Origin of the sequence: Chryseobacterium indologenes, from assembly GCF_018362995.1 — a bacterium.
Taxonomy (GTDB): domain Bacteria; phylum Bacteroidota; class Bacteroidia; order Flavobacteriales; family Weeksellaceae; genus Chryseobacterium; species Chryseobacterium indologenes_G.
The window spans coordinates 2,736,658-2,752,762 of the sequence record NZ_CP074372.1; the positions used below are offsets into that span (position 1 = coordinate 2,736,658).

General features: G+C 36.7%; 16 protein-coding genes. 8 read left to right on the forward strand and 8 right to left on the reverse strand.

What is annotated here, in order from left to right:
• Positions 1-16 precede the first annotated feature (16 nt).
• From lpxK to DYR29_RS12385, 6 genes are all read left to right on the forward strand, one after another.
• The gene (gene lpxK / locus DYR29_RS12360) at positions 17-1,042 is read left to right on the forward strand and encodes a tetraacyldisaccharide 4'-kinase (RefSeq protein WP_213277125.1); all 1,026 of its coding nucleotides are present in this window, start codon (positions 17-19) and stop codon (positions 1,040-1,042) included.
• Positions 1,026-1,841, forward strand: a complete 816-nt coding sequence (locus DYR29_RS12365; protein WP_213277126.1) for a purine-nucleoside phosphorylase — start codon at positions 1,026-1,028, stop codon at positions 1,839-1,841. Before lpxK ends, DYR29_RS12365 begins: the two co-directional genes overlap by 17 nt.
• Positions 1,842-2,050: 209 nt before the next feature.
• Positions 2,051-2,566: a TlpA family protein disulfide reductase gene (locus DYR29_RS12370; protein WP_213277127.1), complete on the forward strand. Its 516-nt coding sequence runs from the start codon at positions 2,051-2,053 to the stop codon at positions 2,564-2,566.
• Positions 2,567-2,651: 85 nt separating this feature from the next.
• On the forward strand, positions 2,652-3,107 hold the full coding sequence (locus DYR29_RS12375; RefSeq protein WP_213277128.1) for a GNAT family N-acetyltransferase: 456 nt from the start codon (positions 2,652-2,654) through the stop codon (positions 3,105-3,107).
• Between the two features lie 188 nt (positions 3,108-3,295).
• A complete protein-coding gene (dinB, locus tag DYR29_RS12380; protein WP_213277129.1) occupies positions 3,296-4,393 on the forward strand; it encodes a DNA polymerase IV in 1,098 nt (365 codons plus the stop codon).
• Between the two features lie 44 nt (positions 4,394-4,437).
• A complete protein-coding gene (locus DYR29_RS12385) occupies positions 4,438-5,910 on the forward strand; it encodes an alpha-amylase (RefSeq protein WP_213277130.1) in 1,473 nt (490 codons plus the stop codon).
• 458 nt (positions 5,911-6,368) lie between these two features.
• Here DYR29_RS12385 and DYR29_RS12390 read toward each other — a convergent pair whose 3' ends face one another.
• Together DYR29_RS12390 and DYR29_RS12395 are read right to left on the reverse strand one after the other, a co-directional pair.
• Positions 6,369-7,706 (reverse strand): carboxylesterase family protein, encoded by a 1,338-nt coding sequence (locus DYR29_RS12390; protein ID WP_213277131.1) that lies wholly within the window; start codon positions 7,704-7,706, stop codon positions 6,369-6,371.
• Between the two features lie 399 nt (positions 7,707-8,105).
• The gene (locus tag DYR29_RS12395) at positions 8,106-9,008 is read right to left on the reverse strand and encodes a helix-turn-helix domain-containing protein (RefSeq protein ID WP_213277132.1); all 903 of its coding nucleotides are present in this window, start codon (positions 9,006-9,008) and stop codon (positions 8,106-8,108) included.
• A 243-nt stretch (positions 9,009-9,251) separates the two neighbouring features.
• Here DYR29_RS12395 and DYR29_RS12400 point away from each other — a divergent pair, with 243 nt between their 5' ends.
• Entirely contained in the window at positions 9,252-10,307 is a 1,056-nt protein-coding gene (locus DYR29_RS12400; RefSeq protein WP_249413494.1) for an NAD(P)-dependent alcohol dehydrogenase, read from the forward strand.
• Positions 10,308-10,360: 53 nt separating this feature from the next.
• Here the strand turns inward: DYR29_RS12400 and DYR29_RS12405 are convergent, their stop codons facing one another.
• The gene (locus DYR29_RS12405; protein ID WP_213277133.1) at positions 10,361-10,789 is read right to left on the reverse strand and encodes a winged helix-turn-helix transcriptional regulator; all 429 of its coding nucleotides are present in this window, start codon (positions 10,787-10,789) and stop codon (positions 10,361-10,363) included.
• Between the two features lie 82 nt (positions 10,790-10,871).
• Here DYR29_RS12405 and DYR29_RS12410 point away from each other — a divergent pair, with 82 nt between their 5' ends.
• Positions 10,872-11,750 carry an NAD(P)H-binding protein gene (locus DYR29_RS12410; RefSeq protein ID WP_213277134.1) on the forward strand — a complete coding sequence of 293 codons (879 nt, stop codon included), beginning with the start codon at positions 10,872-10,874 and terminating at the stop codon, positions 11,748-11,750.
• Positions 11,751-11,834: 84 nt separating this feature from the next.
• Here the strand turns inward: DYR29_RS12410 and DYR29_RS12415 are convergent, their stop codons facing one another.
• The 5 genes from DYR29_RS12415 to DYR29_RS12435 form a co-directional block, all read right to left on the reverse strand.
• Positions 11,835-13,118 carry an ectonucleotide pyrophosphatase/phosphodiesterase gene (locus DYR29_RS12415; RefSeq protein WP_213277135.1) on the reverse strand — a complete coding sequence of 428 codons (1,284 nt, stop codon included), beginning with the start codon at positions 13,116-13,118 and terminating at the stop codon, positions 11,835-11,837.
• Positions 13,119-13,228: 110 nt separating this feature from the next.
• Positions 13,229-14,074, reverse strand: a complete 846-nt coding sequence (locus DYR29_RS12420; RefSeq protein ID WP_213277136.1) for a GNAT family N-acetyltransferase — start codon at positions 14,072-14,074, stop codon at positions 13,229-13,231.
• Between the two features lie 171 nt (positions 14,075-14,245).
• Positions 14,246-15,028, reverse strand: a complete 783-nt coding sequence (locus DYR29_RS12425; protein WP_213277137.1) for a T9SS type A sorting domain-containing protein — start codon at positions 15,026-15,028, stop codon at positions 14,246-14,248.
• A gap of 4 nt (positions 15,029-15,032) precedes the next feature.
• Positions 15,033-15,557, reverse strand: a complete 525-nt coding sequence (locus DYR29_RS12430) for an ankyrin repeat domain-containing protein (protein ID WP_213277138.1) — start codon at positions 15,555-15,557, stop codon at positions 15,033-15,035.
• Entirely contained in the window at positions 15,554-16,099 is a 546-nt protein-coding gene (locus DYR29_RS12435) for a YceI family protein (RefSeq protein WP_213277139.1), read from the reverse strand. Before DYR29_RS12435 ends, DYR29_RS12430 begins: the two co-directional genes overlap by 4 nt.
• Positions 16,100-16,105: the final 6 nt, after the last annotated feature.

A 16,105-nucleotide genomic window follows, 5' to 3' on the forward strand; every position in this document is an offset into this window, starting at 1 on the left:
CTATTTTTGCAATCGTATGAAAAGATGGTACCTTTATCCTTTTTCCCTTGGTTATCATTTGGTAACGGGTATCCGGAACACAATGTATGATCTGGGAATTTTTAAATCGACAAAATTCAAAACACCGATAATCAATGTCGGCAACCTTTCTGTGGGCGGAAGCGGAAAGTCACCCATGGTGATGTATCTTGCCCAATATCTATCCAAACATTACAGAACCGGAGTACTTTCACGAGGCTACGGAAGGCTGACAAAAGGCTACGAAGTAACCAATTATGAAAGTAATTACAAAATGGTGGGTGATGAGGCAATGCAGCTTTTTGAACGTTTTAAAAACCGTTTTGTCATTGCTGTTTCCGAAGAACGTGTTCCCGGAGCCAAAAAAGTAATTGAAGACATGGACCTTGAAGTTCTGGTATTGGATGATGCTATGCAGCACAGAGCCATCAAAGCAGGATTCAATATTCTAATGACCGACTTTAATGATCCTTTTTTCAAAGACTATCTTCTTCCGGCAGGAGATCTGAGAGAATCCAGAGCAGGATATAAAAGAGCCAACATCATTATGGTCAGCAAATGTCCCGATGAACTGACTGAGGAAACAAAAAGATATTATATTTCAAGAATAAGACCTTCTTATGGACAGAAAGTTTTCTTTTCATCCATCGGTTATGACGAAAATGTATACGGAAAAGATAAAATGCTTCCGGATAATAACCTGAATTATTATGATATTTTACTGATCACCGGAATTGCCAATCCTAAACCCCTTCTGGAACATCTGGCAAAATTTTCAAAAAGGGTAAAACATTTAAAGTTCAGGGATCATCATAATTTCACGGACGATGATATTAAAAAAATCCTTGCCGAGTATAAAAAATTAGGGGAATATAAACTGATATTAACCACAGAGAAAGACTATGTACGTCTGAAAACTTTTGACTATCTTAGAGAAATTGTTTACTACTGGCCTATCAATGTATTGATTGATAAGAAAGAAGAATTCAATCAAATCATCTTAGATTATGTTAGAAAAAATTAAAGAGACCGCAGATTTTATTAAAAATATTATTCAGGAAACACCTGATTTTGCGGTTGTTTTAGGATCCGGGCTGGGAAAACTACAAAATGAAGTAGAACCGATCCATGTTTTAGAGTACAAAGACATTCCTCATTTTCCACAAACTACAGTAGCAGGGCATACCGGAAAACTGATTTATGGACTCCTGGAAGGAAAAAAAGTTCTGATGATGAGCGGCCGTTTCCATTATTACGAAGGACATTCGATGGAAACCGTAACTTTTCCTGTGAGAGTTTTTCATTTACTGGGCATTCAAAACCTGATTCTTTCCAATGCGTGCGGCGGCGTAAATCCTGCTTACAGTGTTGCAGATATCGTTATTCTGAAAGATCACATCAATATGATGCCTGAGCATCCGCTTCGGGGGAAAAATATAGATGAGCTTGGACCGCGTTTTGTGGATATGAGCGAGCCTTATAACAAAAAAATGATTGCCACTGCGGAAAAAGCTGCTGCAGATCACCAAATAAAAACCCATCAGGGAGTTTACGTAGCACTACAAGGACCAACTTTTGAAACTCCGGCCGAATACGGCATGATCAAAGCCATCGGCGGTGATATGGTAGGAATGAGCACTGTTCCTGAGGTCATTGTTGCCAGACATATGGGAATGGATGTTTTCTGCGTCTCCGTAATCACAGATCTTGGCGGACCGGATATAGCTTTTGCCGTTTCTCACGAAGAGGTTTTAAATGCAGCCAATAAAGCAATGCCCAATGTAATTGCCGTTGTGAAAGGCTTGATTAAAAACTATCAGTAGAAATAATCCTAATATTAAAACTGAAGACGTAACATTCCCCTCTCACGGAGGGGTGGCGAAAATTCAAAGAATTTTTGACAGAGTGGTTCCACATTTTCACTCTCCTACCCAATAGAATCCATCAATATTATAAATTTTTCCTAATTCACCAGAAATCAATCCCAGATTGCAATTCATTGTTTAGATTTGTACAAATGAAATTGTACGAGATGAAAAAGTTGATACTAATTTTTATGATAGGTATTTTTGGGATGAGTTATTCACAAAAAGTTCCTGCCGTTCTTAAAACGGGATTTTCAAAAGAGGCTTTGCAACAGAAACTGGAAGATGAAGAAGGAAAAGCCGTTACCATCCAGCAGATTCTTGATCAGCATAAAGGAAAGGTTTTAGTTATTGATTTTTGGGCAGGATGGTGTAGAGATTGCTTAAAGGCACTTCCAAAAGCTAAAGAACTGGAAGATAACAACAAAAATATTGATTTTGTATTTCTATCATTAGACCGTTCAAAAGAAGGGTTTGAAAAAAGTCTGGAAAGATTTGAGATGAAAGACAAAGAAAATTATTGGTTTTCTACAGGATGGAAAAATGATTTCAACAATTATGTAGATCTTAACTGGATTCCAAGATATATGATAATCGATCAGAAATCTTCTATCGCAAAATATTATGCAATATCACCTGAAGATCCTGAACTTCAGCAAACCATAGATCAACTTTTAAAATAACTTCATTTATTTTAATCCAAAAAACATAAAACTCATTGAAAACCATCGCTTTCAATGAGTTTTAAAATTTCAGATATATAACACCATGATCACAAGAGAAGCCACAGAACAGGATTTAGAGATCCTTTTAGAATTTGAGCAAGGAATTGTTACTGCAGAAAGACCTTTCAACAGCACACTTATTGAAGGAGAAATTCATTATTATGATTTAAAACATCTTATACAGTCTTCAGATGCTACTGTAATTGTTGCCGAGGAGAATAATGAAATCGTTGCATCAGGATATGCCCTGATCAAAAAAGCAGAAAAAGATTATTATCAGTTTAAAGAATATGCCTATCTCGGTTTTATGTATGTAAAACCCGAGCACAGAGGTAAAGGGATTAATAAAGTGATTACAGATGAGCTTGTTTCCTGGTCAAAATCAAAGGGAATCAGTGAGGTAAGACTTGATGTATATGCTCAGAATGAATCTGCCATAAAAGCTTATGAAAAAGCAGGTTTTGAACCTCATCTTCTCACCATGAGACTGAAACCGTAAGAGGTTGGAAGCAGGAAGATCGAAGATGGAAGTAATTTAAGTACCATAAATGATCATTTAGTCTTTAGCTAACTTCAATACATGAATCATCCATTTCTATATTGTCTTCATTAACTTCCCTCTCCCAGCTTCAGACTTCCCTTCTTGAAAATAATTTACCGTAAATAAAGGAATCCATATCTTTGTATATGGATTTTTCTTTGCCCCTTCGTAAAATTATTCATGTGGATATGGACGCATTCTATGCTTCTGTGGAGCAGCATGATAATCCTACATTGAAAGGCAAGCCTATTGCAGTTGGAGGACAGCATCGTGGTGTAGTTGCTGCGGCAAGCTATGAAGCCAGAAAATATGGAGTACGCTCTGCGATGCCCAGCAAGACCGCAAAAGAAAAATGTCCGCATCTTATTTTTGTTCCTCCCCGATTTGCCAGATATAAAGAAATTTCAAAAAAAATCCGGGAAATTTTCTATGAATATACTGATCTGGTAGAACCTCTTTCTCTGGATGAAGCCTATCTGGATGTCACCGAAAATAAAAAAGGAATGGAATCTGCCAACCTGATCGCAAAGGAAATTCGTCAGAAAATTTTTGAACAGACAGGATTGACGGCGTCTGCAGGAATATCAGTCAATAAGTTTTTGGCCAAGGTAGCTTCCGATATCAATAAACCAAATGGACAAAAAACCATTCATCCTGATAAAATGGAGCATTTCCTGGAAGAACTGCCTGTAGAAAAATTTTATGGAGTTGGAAAAGTTACGGCTAATAAAATGTTTAGTTTAGGAATTTATAAAGGAAAAGACTTAAAAAAAAGATCACTTGAAGATCTTATGAGACTTTTTGGAAAATCCGGTATCCATTATTACAATGTAGTCCGGGGGATTCATACTTCTGAAGTAAAACCTCATCGGATTCAGAAAAGCGTGGCTGTGGAAAGAACTTTTTTTGAAGATCTTCTGGATGAACAGCAGATTAATGAAAAGCTGGAAAGTCTTGCTCAGGAAATTCATCAAAGATTACAGAAAAATAATATTCTCGGAAGAACTTTAACATTAAAAATAAAATATAAGGATTTCTCCCTTTTCACAAGAAGCATCACACGGGAAGATTATTTTTCGTCACCGGAACAGTACTTCAACACAGGAAGAAAGCTCTGGGAACTCCGCCCATTCGATAAGGCCGTACGTCTACTCGGACTCTCTCTCTCCCAGCTGAATACGGAAGAAAAAAAACAGGTTTCCGTTCAACTAAAAATCCCGTTTGAAGAATTTGAAAGTGATTAGGTCATATTTTTTCGCTAACTTGTATTGATCAAATCAGCAAATTTATGAACCCAACCATGATTCAGTTTTTTCACTGGTATTCTGAAGGAAACGGAAAGTTGTGGAAAGAAGCCGAAAAACAGGCCAGATATTTAGCAAAACTAGGAATTACTTCGGTGTGGTTTCCTCCCGCTTACAAGGGAACAAATGGCGGTTACTCTACCGGCTATGACGCTTATGATCTCTATGACCTAGGAGAATTTGACCAAAAGGGAACTATCCCCACCAAATACGGTACAAAAAACGAGTATATAAAAGCCATTAAAGCCCTAAAGAAACAAAATATACAAATCATCGTCGATATTGTTCTTGGCCATAAAGCCGGAGGTGATGAACTGGAGAAATTCAAAGTGGTAAAAGTAGATGAAGAGAACAGGGAAAAAATTATTTCCGATATTATCGAAATTGAGTCTTATACCAAATTTACCTTTCCCGGAAGAGGAAAAAAATATTCTGATTTTGAATGGAACTTCACCTGCTTTAGTGGCGTAGATTACGCAGAAGGTATGGAATCCCACATCTATAAAATACAGTCTGAATATGGCGATGACTGGGAAGAAATGATTCACGATGAAAAAGGGAATTACGACTACCTGATGTACAATGATATCGAACACAGAAATCCTTTTGTAAGGGAAGAGCTTAACCACTGGGCAAAGTGGTATTTTGACCAGACAGATTTCGATGGAGTGAGACTGGATGCCTTGAAGCATATTTCGTTTGACTTTTATAAAGAATGGCTCACTATGCTTCGTTCCAATTCTGGAAAAAATATTTTTGCCGTAGGTGAATACTGGGCTCCCGGATATCTTCATCTGCTTCAAAAGTATATTGAAGTGACTGAAGGCTGCATGAGCCTTTTCGACAGTTCTCTTCAAAACAATTTTCATAATGCTTCAAAAGAAGGCGGTTCTTATGATCTCCGCAGAATTTTTGATGAAACTCTTACCCAGGCAGACCCGATGCATGCTGTCAGTTTAGTGGCCAATCATGATACCCAGCCGCTTCAGGACCTTGAAGCTCCCGTAGAGTCCTGGTTCAAACCTATTGCTTATGCTTTGATCTTATTGAGAAAAGATGGATATCCATGTGTTTTTTATCCTGATTTGTATGGCGCCCATTATATTGATAAAGACTCAGGAGGCCACGACCAGGAAATATTCATGCCGAAAGTGGACGGAATTGAAGAATTATTAAAAGCAAGGAAAGAACATGCTTATGGTGACCAGCAGGATTATTTTGAGGATGCCAATTGCCTTGGATGGGTTCGTACAGGTGATGATGAACATTCAGGATGTGCTGTAGTATTAAGTAATAAAGATGCTTACAACAAGCCTATGGAAGTAGGACAGCTTTATGCAGGAAAAAAATTTAAAGATCTTTTGAAGCGATTCAAAGAAAAAATAACTATTGATGAAAACGGATGGGGAAATTTCCCTGTTCCGGCAGGAAATGTAAGCGTTTGGATCCCTGAGTAAGAGCCTTGTCAAGGTTTAAAACCTTGACAAGACTTTCAATTAGCAATAAATATATCGGCAATTCCAAATATCTGTAGCCCATTCACAACATTGTCCATCTTCGTTTGAAGTACAGCATACTTTACCCCAATTTAGATCTCCCGCCTTTAGGGTCTTCAGTTGCTCACGTCTAAGTTTTTTTACTTTGAAATCTTTGTTTGTTTTCATAATTATTATTTTTTATGGTTTAGTAATTAAATATACATTAAAAATTATAATTATTGCGAATATTTATTACTAACTACTTGATTTAGTATATATAATCCATAGTAAAATCTGAGAATAAATATTGAAGGCAGGGATAAACCACCCCGTCAAAAATTCTTTGAATTTTCGACACACTTCCAGAGGAGGAGAATGTTTGCGTCTCCAGTTGAGATATTTGTTAGAATTAGAAATTTTCTAAGCTTGCTATGAGATTACATCTTTTTGAGTTCTAGGATTTCCGGTTTTTCGGAGGTATCAGCTATTTTTCCGGTTCTGGCAAATTCAGCCCAAAGCGTCCGTAATTTTTTACCGTTTTCATGAATACGGCTCCAGGGAATATCTTTCAGCAGTTCGGAAGATTTCCAGGCAGATTCATTCCCAAAGATCAAAGGAAGATCAATACAGTGAGGAGCCCCGATATGATTATCTTTCAGTTTTGAATGAATTCTGAACAAATAAACATTTCCACCAGCTTCAGCAAGATTCTGTGCAAATTGCTTTGCAGGATTCCCATAGATAAATGCTGTAGTTTTTTCAACCGTTTTATCCATAAGCTTTAAGCCAAATCCTTTTCCGAAATATTTATTTAAAGCTTCAGAAGTTTTGAGATAAAAAGCAGTTTCATCATTATTCAAACCAATGAGTACATCATATTTCCGGGCATTCTTTTTCCACATTTCCACTGATTCTTCTTCTTTGCATAAAGGGAAATATCCGTATTGAGTGCCAAAAGGCATCGCTGCTTTCAGACCGTATTTCATGATAGATGGTAAAAATTTCCCGTATTCATCCATCATTTTTAAGACATCAGTTTCATCTTTCAATATTTCTGTCTTTTTCAGAAATTCCGCAGACATTTTCTGTCTTTGATGACGTAAGCCCAAAGGTGCACTCTGGATAATAACACGCTGAAATAAATCCTCCACTCCTTCAGAAATCATTAAATGCGCAATGGCATCACCTCCTGAAGACTGTCCAAGAAGGGTAATATTGTTTTCATCTCCATTGAAATCTGCAATATGGGTTTTTATCCACTTTAATGCTTCGATTATATCCAACAAGCCAAGATTGGCGGGCCTTGTTTCATCTCCACCTAAAAATCCAAATAATCCCAATCGATATGAAACAGCAACAACAATGACATGCTGTTCTTTCACCCATTCCGCGGGATCTGCAGTGGCAAGATCACCACAGCCTATTTCATGAGATCCTCCATGAATCCAGACTATAACGGGAAGTTTTTCATTTTCAGAAACTGTTTCAGGACGGGTGATTGAAAGATATTGTGTAGATTCATCAGCTTCAAAGCTCTCAACAGGGGTCGTACCAATCATTTTTTCTACAAGTGGACTTAAAGCTTGAGGACACACCGGAGTTTTTTCAGGAGCAATAATATCAGATGATGAAAATTTTACAGCAACAGGTTTTTGAAATCTCTCAGAATAGGCATAGCGAATACTTTTAGCCCTGATAATTCCTTGTTCTTTCAATGCTATAATTCTCCCGAAACGGGTATTAAAAATAAAGGTTTCTTGCTGATTTGGTGTCATCTTTGGAATGGTGAAAACTTTGCTCTTTAAATTTAATTATTTAAACACAAATCTCACGAATAAATGCACTAATATTCACAAATAATTATGGTGTCATTCGTGAAAAGATTAGTGTTATTCGTATTGAAAAAAAATCTACACGAATGTCATAAATGAACTCACTAATATCCACTAATTTGAATGGTGTTATTTGTGAAAAGATTAGTGTTATTTGTGTTGAAAAAAAATCTAAACACGAATGTCACAAATGAATACACTAATATTCACTAATTTGAATTGTGTTATTTGTGAAAAAATTAGTGTTATTTGTGTTGAAAAAAATCTAAACAATGAACTCTAATATCTACTAATTTGAATTGTGTTATTTGTTAAAGATTAGTAATGCTAGTGTTAAAAAAACTAGTTCAGGATTTTATATTCACTTGGAGAAATACCAACTTTAGTTTTAAACAGCCTTGTAAAATGCTGCGGATATTTGAAACCTAAATCATAGGAAATCTCACTGATTGTTTTTGCCTGATCCAGAATCTGTTCTTTGGCGATATCAATAAGTTTGTTGTGGATAAATTCCTGTGCAGAAATTCCCAGTTCTTTTTTAATCAGGTCACCGAAATAATTGGCAGACAGGTTCAGTTTTTCTGCAAAATAATTAACCATGGGAAAACCTATATTTTTCGGATCCTCAGATTTTAAGTAATCATCAACCAGATTTTCAAATTTTCCAATCACTCCCTGGTTGATATAATCTCTGGTAATAAACTGACGGTCGTAAAAACGCATGCAGTAATTAAGGAACAGTTCAATATTATTAACAATTAAAGATTTACTGTGTTTATCAATAGCCTGTTCCAGTTCCAGCTTAATATTTTTAAAGCAGTCCAGTACCACTTCCCTTTCTTTTTCTGAGAGGTGTAAGGCTTCATGTACATCATAAGAGAAAAAGGAATAGTCTTTCATATTCTTCCCTAGGTTGGTTCCTTTTATTAAGTCAGGATGAAAGATCAGGGCAAAACCTGCAGGCTGAACAAACTTATCTTTATTATAGATTCCATAGGTTTGTCCGGGAGCAATGAAAACCAATGTCCCTTCCTGATAGTCGTAGCTGTGCTTTCCATACAGCATATCTCCGCACATTACATCTTTCAGAAAAACGGTATAAAAGCCGAATTTCCTTTTGTGCTGACAGATAAGATCGGATCTGGAAAAATCTATGATGCTTACCAGGGGATGCAGGGTTTCATGATTGGCCATTTTATTATATTCCGAGACACTGTTATAGATTTCAACCTCCTGATTTTCCATGAAGTATATTTTTATTTCTATTCAAAATTACCACTTTCCTGTGTAACTGAAATAGGGTCTGTAAAATTGGTAGGTAATTCGGTAATCTGTATAAGTACAGTTTATTGAAAAGTTTCGACTTTTGTATCGTTATGGATTTTCACTCCAAACGGCAGACTTACTTGACAACGGATTGTAAAGCAACCAGACCATAACAAATAAAAGACACTATAATTTATCCTAAATAAACTAAATATAAAAAAAATGAGTACAATTACAGTAAAAGCTTATGGAGCAGAGTCTACCACGACAGATCTGAAAGAAATGAATATCGAAAGAAGAGAAGTCACTGCAAAAGATGTAGAAATTGAAATTCTATACTGCGGAGTATGCCACTCTGACCTTCATACTGCAAGAAATGACTGGGGCGGATCTTTGTATCCTGTAGTTCCGGGACATGAAATTGTGGGGAGAATTACCAAAGTAGGAAGCGAAGTTTCGAAATTTAAAGCAGGTGATCTTGCAGCAGTAGGATGCATGGTAGATTCATGCGGACATTGCGACAGCTGCCAACATGATCTGGAACAATATTGCCAGAATGGATTTACAGGGACTTACAATGGAAAAGACAAACATCTTGGTGGCCATACTTTTGGAGGATATTCCCAAAAAGTAGTGGTTGATGAACATTTTGTTTTAAGTGTTCCTGAAAATCTGGATCTGGCAGCAGTAGCACCTCTTCTATGTGCAGGAATCACTACATGGTCTCCGTTAAGACACTGGAATGCTGGGCCGGGTTCTAAAGTAGCCGTTGTAGGGTTAGGCGGTTTAGGACACATGGCTATTAAATTAGCAAAAGGATTGGGAGCTGAAGTTACGTTGTTCTCAAGAACTCCCGGAAAAACGGATGATGCCAAACAGCTTGGAGCAGATCATGTAGTAATTTCTACTGATGATTCTCAAATGGATGCTGTAAAGGGTAAATTTGATCTTATCATTGATACAGTACCTTATGAGCACGACATCAATCCTTATATGCAAACGCTGTCTCTGAACGGCACCCTGGTTCTTGTAGGATTCGTAGGTGAATTCCAGGAAACACAAGTAAGCACCAGACCAATGATCTTCCAGCGTCGTTCTGTTGCAGGATCTTTGATCGGAGGTATTGCAGAAACCCAGGAGTTGTTAGATTTCTGTGGAAAACATAATATCGTCTCTGATATTGAACTGATTAAAATGCAGGATATCAACAATGCGTATGAAAGAATGCTGAAAAGCGATGTAAAATACCGTTTCGTGATTGATATGCAGTCTTTGTAATTCTTCTGGAGAATAATAACGAAAACAGGCGCTTCAATCCAAAGCGCCTGTTTTTATTTTTTTAGATTTTGACTAAATGTATTCTGAGCCTGATTTACGATATATTGATTTCCTTTAACACATTTATTATCATGTCTTTCCATATCCTGAAAAGCCCAGGCTGCCATGGCATCAATAACGGGAGCAAGCTCATTACCGGCTTCACTTAATTTATAAGTAACATGTGGAGGAATTACAGGTTTCGCCGTTCTGATAATCAATCCATCTGTTTCCAGCTGCTTCAGATGCTGAATGAGCATTTTTTCCGTTACGGCAGGAATTGCTTTTTTCAATTCGCTGTATCTTTTTTCTCCGGTGGAAAGATTGAACAGGATAATCGGTTTCCAAAATCCACCGATTCTTTCCATAACGTACATTACAGGACAATCCTGTACCGTCTTTCTGTTTTCCTGAATGGTTGAACTTTCTTTGATTGCTGTCATATCTACATACTTTAGGGTAAGTACTTGCATAAAAGTAAGTACAAATATAACTTTGTTCTCAGAAATAAAAAAATATTTACAGATGAAAATTGTAATCACAGGATCATTAGGAAATGTAGCTAAACCATTAGCACAACAATTAATTGCCGAAGGGCATACTATTACGGTAATAAGCAGCAGCGGTGCAAGAAAACAGGACATTGAATCTCTTGGTGCAACTCCAGCTATAGGCTCTATCACAGATGCTAACTTTTTGACTCAGACATTTGAAGGCGCAGATGCTGTTTTTGTAATGACTCCTCCAGCTATCAGCCCGGATAAGATTGTGGAAAACACAACTAATGCAGGAAAAAATTATGCTGAAGCTTTAAAAAATGCTAACGTAAAAAGAGCAGTAATGTTAAGCAGCGTAGGAGCAGAATCTCCGGTAGAAAACGGCCCTATTGCAGGCCTTCACAATATTGAAAAAATATATAACGACGTAGAAAATACTTCTTTCACTTTTTTAAGAGCCGGATATTTTTATAATAATTTTTTCAATGATATTCCTTTAATTCAAAATGCAGGAATCATTGGTGCTAATTACCCTGCAAGCATTGAAGTCCCAGTAGTACACCCGAATGATATTGCCAAAGCAGCAGCCGAAGAGCTGGTAAAAGACGGAAATACCAACACCATCAGATATATTGTAAGTGATGTACGAACAGCTTCTGATTTTGCGAAAGTTTTAGGTACTTCTGTTAACAAACCGGAACTTCCATGGGTAGAATTCTCTGATGAAGATTCTTTAAACGGAATGCTGCAGGCCGGACTTCCAGAGGATATGGCACATCTTTATGTTGAAATGGGTAGAGGAATAAGAAAAGGTGTTGTTCAAAAGGATTTTCTTGATCTTGGCTCTCCTGTTACAGGAAATGTTAAATTGGAAGATTTTGCTAAAGAATTTTCTTCTAAATTTTAATTTCTCAGTCAATCTATAACACTAGTTTCGGCGCACCAAAGGTGCGCCGAAACTAGTGTTAATTTTTATTTTTTAATCCTCAGATTATTTTTTCTCTTTTAATGTTTCTTTTAAAACTTTCAGTTTTCCATCAATAGGCTGATCAATTTTTAATCCTAAAACTTCAGCAACCAAAGGATAAACATTGATATTGGCAAATTCTCCGATTGTCAGATTATTTTTAAATTCCGGTCCCCACGCAAAGAAAGTTGCTTTCATTTCCGGAACAACTTTTGGGTTGTAGCCATGTTTTCCAACCGATGTTTTCTTTCCTTTTTCAAGGAATATTTTTGGAGCTTTCGGAATCAGAAGAATCTGACCGATCCTGTTGTATCTGTCATCTCTTGTTGAAAAATGCAGGTATTTGGGAAGCTTTTTATCCAGATATACTTCGTAATCGCCTGTTTTACTGGCTTTCAATTCTTTATAAACTGCTTTTACCTCATCCGGATTTTTAACGTAAACTCTTAACAGGGTTTGAGAATTGTAAAAATCAAATCTGTTTTTATCAAAAAGCACAGCTGGGATTTCCAATGGTGTACCACCGTCTACTTTAATCATCCCGTGGTCGGAAACAAAAATAAAGTTGACATTTTTTAATCCTAATTCATTTACTTTCTGAGCAAGGTCACCAATCGCCTGGTCTATCAGATGAACAGCCGTTTCTGTTTCTTTGGCATCCGGACCATAATGATGCCCGCTTCCGTCTACTTCAGGGAAATATAATGATATAAAATGGGGTCTTTTATCTTCCGGTAACTTCAGCCAGTTCACTACTTTTCCCACTTTTTCTGAAGGGGTGAATTTTTCATGGTAGGGATAATAATAAGTAGGTCTCATTCCTCCTGCCTCGCTGGCAGATCCTACCCACATTAAAGAAGCCGATATCATTCCCTGTTTTTCGGCAAGTCCCCAAAGTGGAGTTCCTCCATACCAGCTCCCGTCTTCCGCATTTTTCTTGCTGCTCATCGCATATCCTTCCTTTCTCTTATAATCGTAAAAAAAGTTATCAATCAAACCATGATGGGAAGGATAAAGTCCGGTGATTAAGCTCCAGTGGTTCGGGAAAGTAATACTTGGATAACTTGGAATCATTGCTTCAGCTTTTACACCACCGTTAGCCAGTTTTAAAAGATGTTCAGCGTTGTATTTCTGAGCATAGTCATAACGGAAACCGTCTGTAGATATCATAATCACATAAGGTTTAGATTGAGCCTCTGTACTGTTTTGCCTACCCGGGATCACCACCTGGGCTGTATCAATATTTACCTGTTGTGCAAAAGCCGTAAAGGAAATTAGCAGCAGTAAAAAATGGATTCCTCGCTTCATTATTTTAAAATTTTCCGCAAAGTTACATCCTATACTTCTGCCTGAAAAGTTTAAGAGATTAAAAGTATATTAAAAGCGATTATTTTTTTTGAATCAAAATTAAAAACTCATTAAATAGGTTTTTTCATTTCAAACTGTGACAGCCAATTGTTCAGTCCTGCTCTTTCACTAAGAAATTTACTGGCGTTTTCTGAAGAATCGTCTACATTGTTCAATGCTATAGTCTGCCCTCCATTTTTTTTCGAAATGGCATTAAAAAGCATCGTTCCTACTCCCTGATTTCTGAAACTTTTATCTACAGCAAACTGGTATATTTTTTCCGATGCAGGACCATAGACAATATATCCCACAAGCTTCTCCTCAATATAAGCACCCAAAGTTATATAGTTTTCAGGCATAGGCTCCAATACAAAAACAGATCCCTGCCATGAAGGTTCGATATCCCAGAAAGAACGTAATTTTTCCCATTGAAAGTCTTTCAAATCCTTGATAGAAACCTCAGCATTTTCTTTTCCCTGCTTAATGCTACCGTTAAAACAAAGCAGCCTTCGGACAATACTAAAGCCCAAGTTTTCATATGCCCTGATGGCAGGCTGGTTTCCTTCAATGACTTCAAGCAGCAAAGTATTGGCATTTCTTTCTTTTAAGACAGGAATAATAAAATCATACATTTTTCTCACCAATCCTTTACCTCTGCTTTCCGGAATGACTCCTGTTCCTCCGTTGTAGATTATCTTTTCTCCATTTTCAACTTTTTCAGACTGAAGAATAAAACCGACCAGTTTTCCGTCTTCAAATGCCCCAGCGGATAAATCCATGTCTAATTTTTCAGCGGTAATTTTTGAGACAAGTACCTGTTTCGTTAAGTGAAAAGGAACAACATAGTCAGAAAATGAATGATTGAATACTGATAAAAGTTCATCTATTGTGATATGGGCTAAGGTTTTAAATTCCATTGGTTGTAAAAATTATAAGGCTAAGGAATTGCCTTTTATTAAGAATCCGGATCTACACAAATATATGAATTTTAAAGCAACCTCTCTGAAATTGGTACTTAAGAAAAAATGATACCCCTGAAAAATCAGGGGTATTCATTACTAATTATTTAGGTGTGTTTTTTCTGAAAATTATTCTTTAATCAGTTTTTCGTAAGATGTAGTTCCATCTTTTAAAGTAATTTCAAAATAATAAGTACCGGATTTTAAATCTCTGACACTGATATTTTCTCCCTCAAGCTTTACAGATCTTACTTTTCTTCCGGCAGATTCATAAATATCAACAGATTTTATTTTATCTGCATTTTTAAAGCTCACGGTTTCTTTAGCCGGGTTTGGATAAAGAACTATTTTCTTACTCTCTAAAGCTGTTTCATTAGTTCCTAAAGTAGAACCAAAAGTAAGTGCTGTAGTACCACAGCTGTTAGAACCATGATAAGCAATCGTAAAGTTTGATAACCTACGTCCATAGGTAACGTTTAAAGGGCTTGCTGGAGGAAAAGTAAAAACGTAATCATTAGCATCTCCTGTATTTAAAGCTCTTGTAGCAACTACAGTACGAACACTTCCTGCCACTGTATTAGATGTTACAGTCCAGTTTTGAGTCCCGTCCAAAGGCGGAACCACTCCTTGTCCATTAAATGTTCTGTCGCTTAAATTAGTGCCATCAAAAATTACAACGTCTTTCCCTATATCATCCATATTCGTTGTATTGAAAGCCATTCCCAGCCATCCTGTAGAAGGCCCGATAAGGGTAAGGGTAACTAAAGAAGGGGTAAGGTCAATCTTAACTGAATAAGCCAAATCTGCTCCTCCCGGTGTGGAAAAAAGAGGTACAGTTCCTGTCGAATATTGACTTTTTACCTGAAAAAAAGCAAAAAATCCGATCAATAATAATGTAGTTTTTAATTTCATATGGTCAATTTTTTAATAAGTTAATAATGTCTTGATTTTTAGTAAATAATGCATATTCAAAAACAGTTTTCCCTTGTTTATCTGATAATGTCTTATTTGCTTTATTCTTTAGCAGCAGCTCTACCATTTCTTTGTTTTGTGACTGGACAGCATATATTAATGGCGTTACTCCACTGCTGTTTGCCACATTGGGATCAGCTTTGTTCGCTAATAATTTCTGAGTAAGATTTTTATCTCCTTTAAAAACAGAAGCTGTTAAAGCTGTTCCTTCTCCGCTTGCGTAATTCATATTTTTAACGTGAGTAATTAAAAATTCCGCAACAGGAATATTTCCTCTGTAACAAGCTAAAATAAGGGGAGAGAATCCGTTTTCGTTCACCTGATTAATAACATCCGGGTTTTGTTTCATCAGCTCCTGTACTTCAGGAACTGTTCCGCTTCTGGCAATATCAAATATTGATTTTGCCTTTTCCTGAGCAGACATCAATGAGCTCAGAAATAGTCCTAAAATTAAAATTAGATTTCTCATTGTTTTACCATTACGTAATTGTATTCGATGTTGACATTTTCTGCCACTTTCTTGGTAACCATTTTAGGGATTGTCACTTTATAATCTGCAGGTTTGGCCACAAAACCACCCTGCATATAGATTTTACCATCTTTTGCATATAATGTGGCTGAAGAAGCAACCGCTTTGTCTACACCATGAAAGTTAAGCGTTCCCTGAACGGTATATTTCTGAGGACTGGCCGTAAGTTTTGATTTATCAAAGTTGACAATTTTCCCTTTGAATGTTGTTTTAGGATATTTTGCAGATTCTGCATAACTTTCATTGAAATGCTCTTCCATTAATTTGGTTTTAAAATGAAAGTTTTTAACGGTTGAAACGGATGCCATCTCACCATTATCTGCATTCAGAATCACCACATTATTGTCGTCCTGGGCAAAAATATCATCAAACAGAGGTACCGAGGCTTCAAAAGTTACTTTTCCGGTCTTAGAGCTGTATTTTTGTGCTGAAACGTACCCGGCAGAAAGCAGTAGTACGCTTAATAATGCTAATTTTTTCATATCAAT

Bases quoted from the DNA above. Each gene is read 5' to 3' on its own strand.
- lpxK (WP_213277125.1), top strand. From the start codon at position 17: ATGAAAAGATGGTACCTTTATCCTTTTTCCCTTGGTTATCATTTGGTA.
- DYR29_RS12365 (WP_213277126.1), top strand. From the start codon at position 1,026: ATGTTAGAAAAAATTAAAGAGACCGCAGATTTTATTAAAAATATTATT.
- DYR29_RS12370 (WP_213277127.1), top strand. From the start codon at position 2,051: ATGAAAAAGTTGATACTAATTTTTATGATAGGTATTTTTGGGATGAGT.
- DYR29_RS12375 (WP_213277128.1), top strand. From the start codon at position 2,652: ATGATCACAAGAGAAGCCACAGAACAGGATTTAGAGATCCTTTTAGAA.
- dinB (WP_213277129.1), top strand. From the start codon at position 3,296: ATGGATTTTTCTTTGCCCCTTCGTAAAATTATTCATGTGGATATGGAC.
- DYR29_RS12385 (WP_213277130.1), top strand. From the start codon at position 4,438: ATGAACCCAACCATGATTCAGTTTTTTCACTGGTATTCTGAAGGAAAC.
- DYR29_RS12390 (WP_213277131.1), bottom strand. From the start codon at position 7,706: ATGACACCAAATCAGCAAGAAACCTTTATTTTTAATACCCGTTTCGGG.
- DYR29_RS12395 (WP_213277132.1), bottom strand. From the start codon at position 9,008: ATGGAAAATCAGGAGGTTGAAATCTATAACAGTGTCTCGGAATATAAT.
- DYR29_RS12400 (WP_249413494.1), top strand. From the start codon at position 9,252: ATGAGTACAATTACAGTAAAAGCTTATGGAGCAGAGTCTACCACGACA.
- DYR29_RS12405 (WP_213277133.1), bottom strand. From the start codon at position 10,789: ATGACAGCAATCAAAGAAAGTTCAACCATTCAGGAAAACAGAAAGACG.
- DYR29_RS12410 (WP_213277134.1), top strand. From the start codon at position 10,872: ATGAAAATTGTAATCACAGGATCATTAGGAAATGTAGCTAAACCATTA.
- DYR29_RS12415 (WP_213277135.1), bottom strand. From the start codon at position 13,118: ATGAAGCGAGGAATCCATTTTTTACTGCTGCTAATTTCCTTTACGGCT.
- DYR29_RS12420 (WP_213277136.1), bottom strand. From the start codon at position 14,074: ATGGAATTTAAAACCTTAGCCCATATCACAATAGATGAACTTTTATCA.
- DYR29_RS12425 (WP_213277137.1), bottom strand. From the start codon at position 15,028: ATGAAATTAAAAACTACATTATTATTGATCGGATTTTTTGCTTTTTTT.
- DYR29_RS12430 (WP_213277138.1), bottom strand. From the start codon at position 15,557: ATGAGAAATCTAATTTTAATTTTAGGACTATTTCTGAGCTCATTGATG.
- DYR29_RS12435 (WP_213277139.1), bottom strand. From the start codon at position 16,099: ATGAAAAAATTAGCATTATTAAGCGTACTACTGCTTTCTGCCGGGTAC.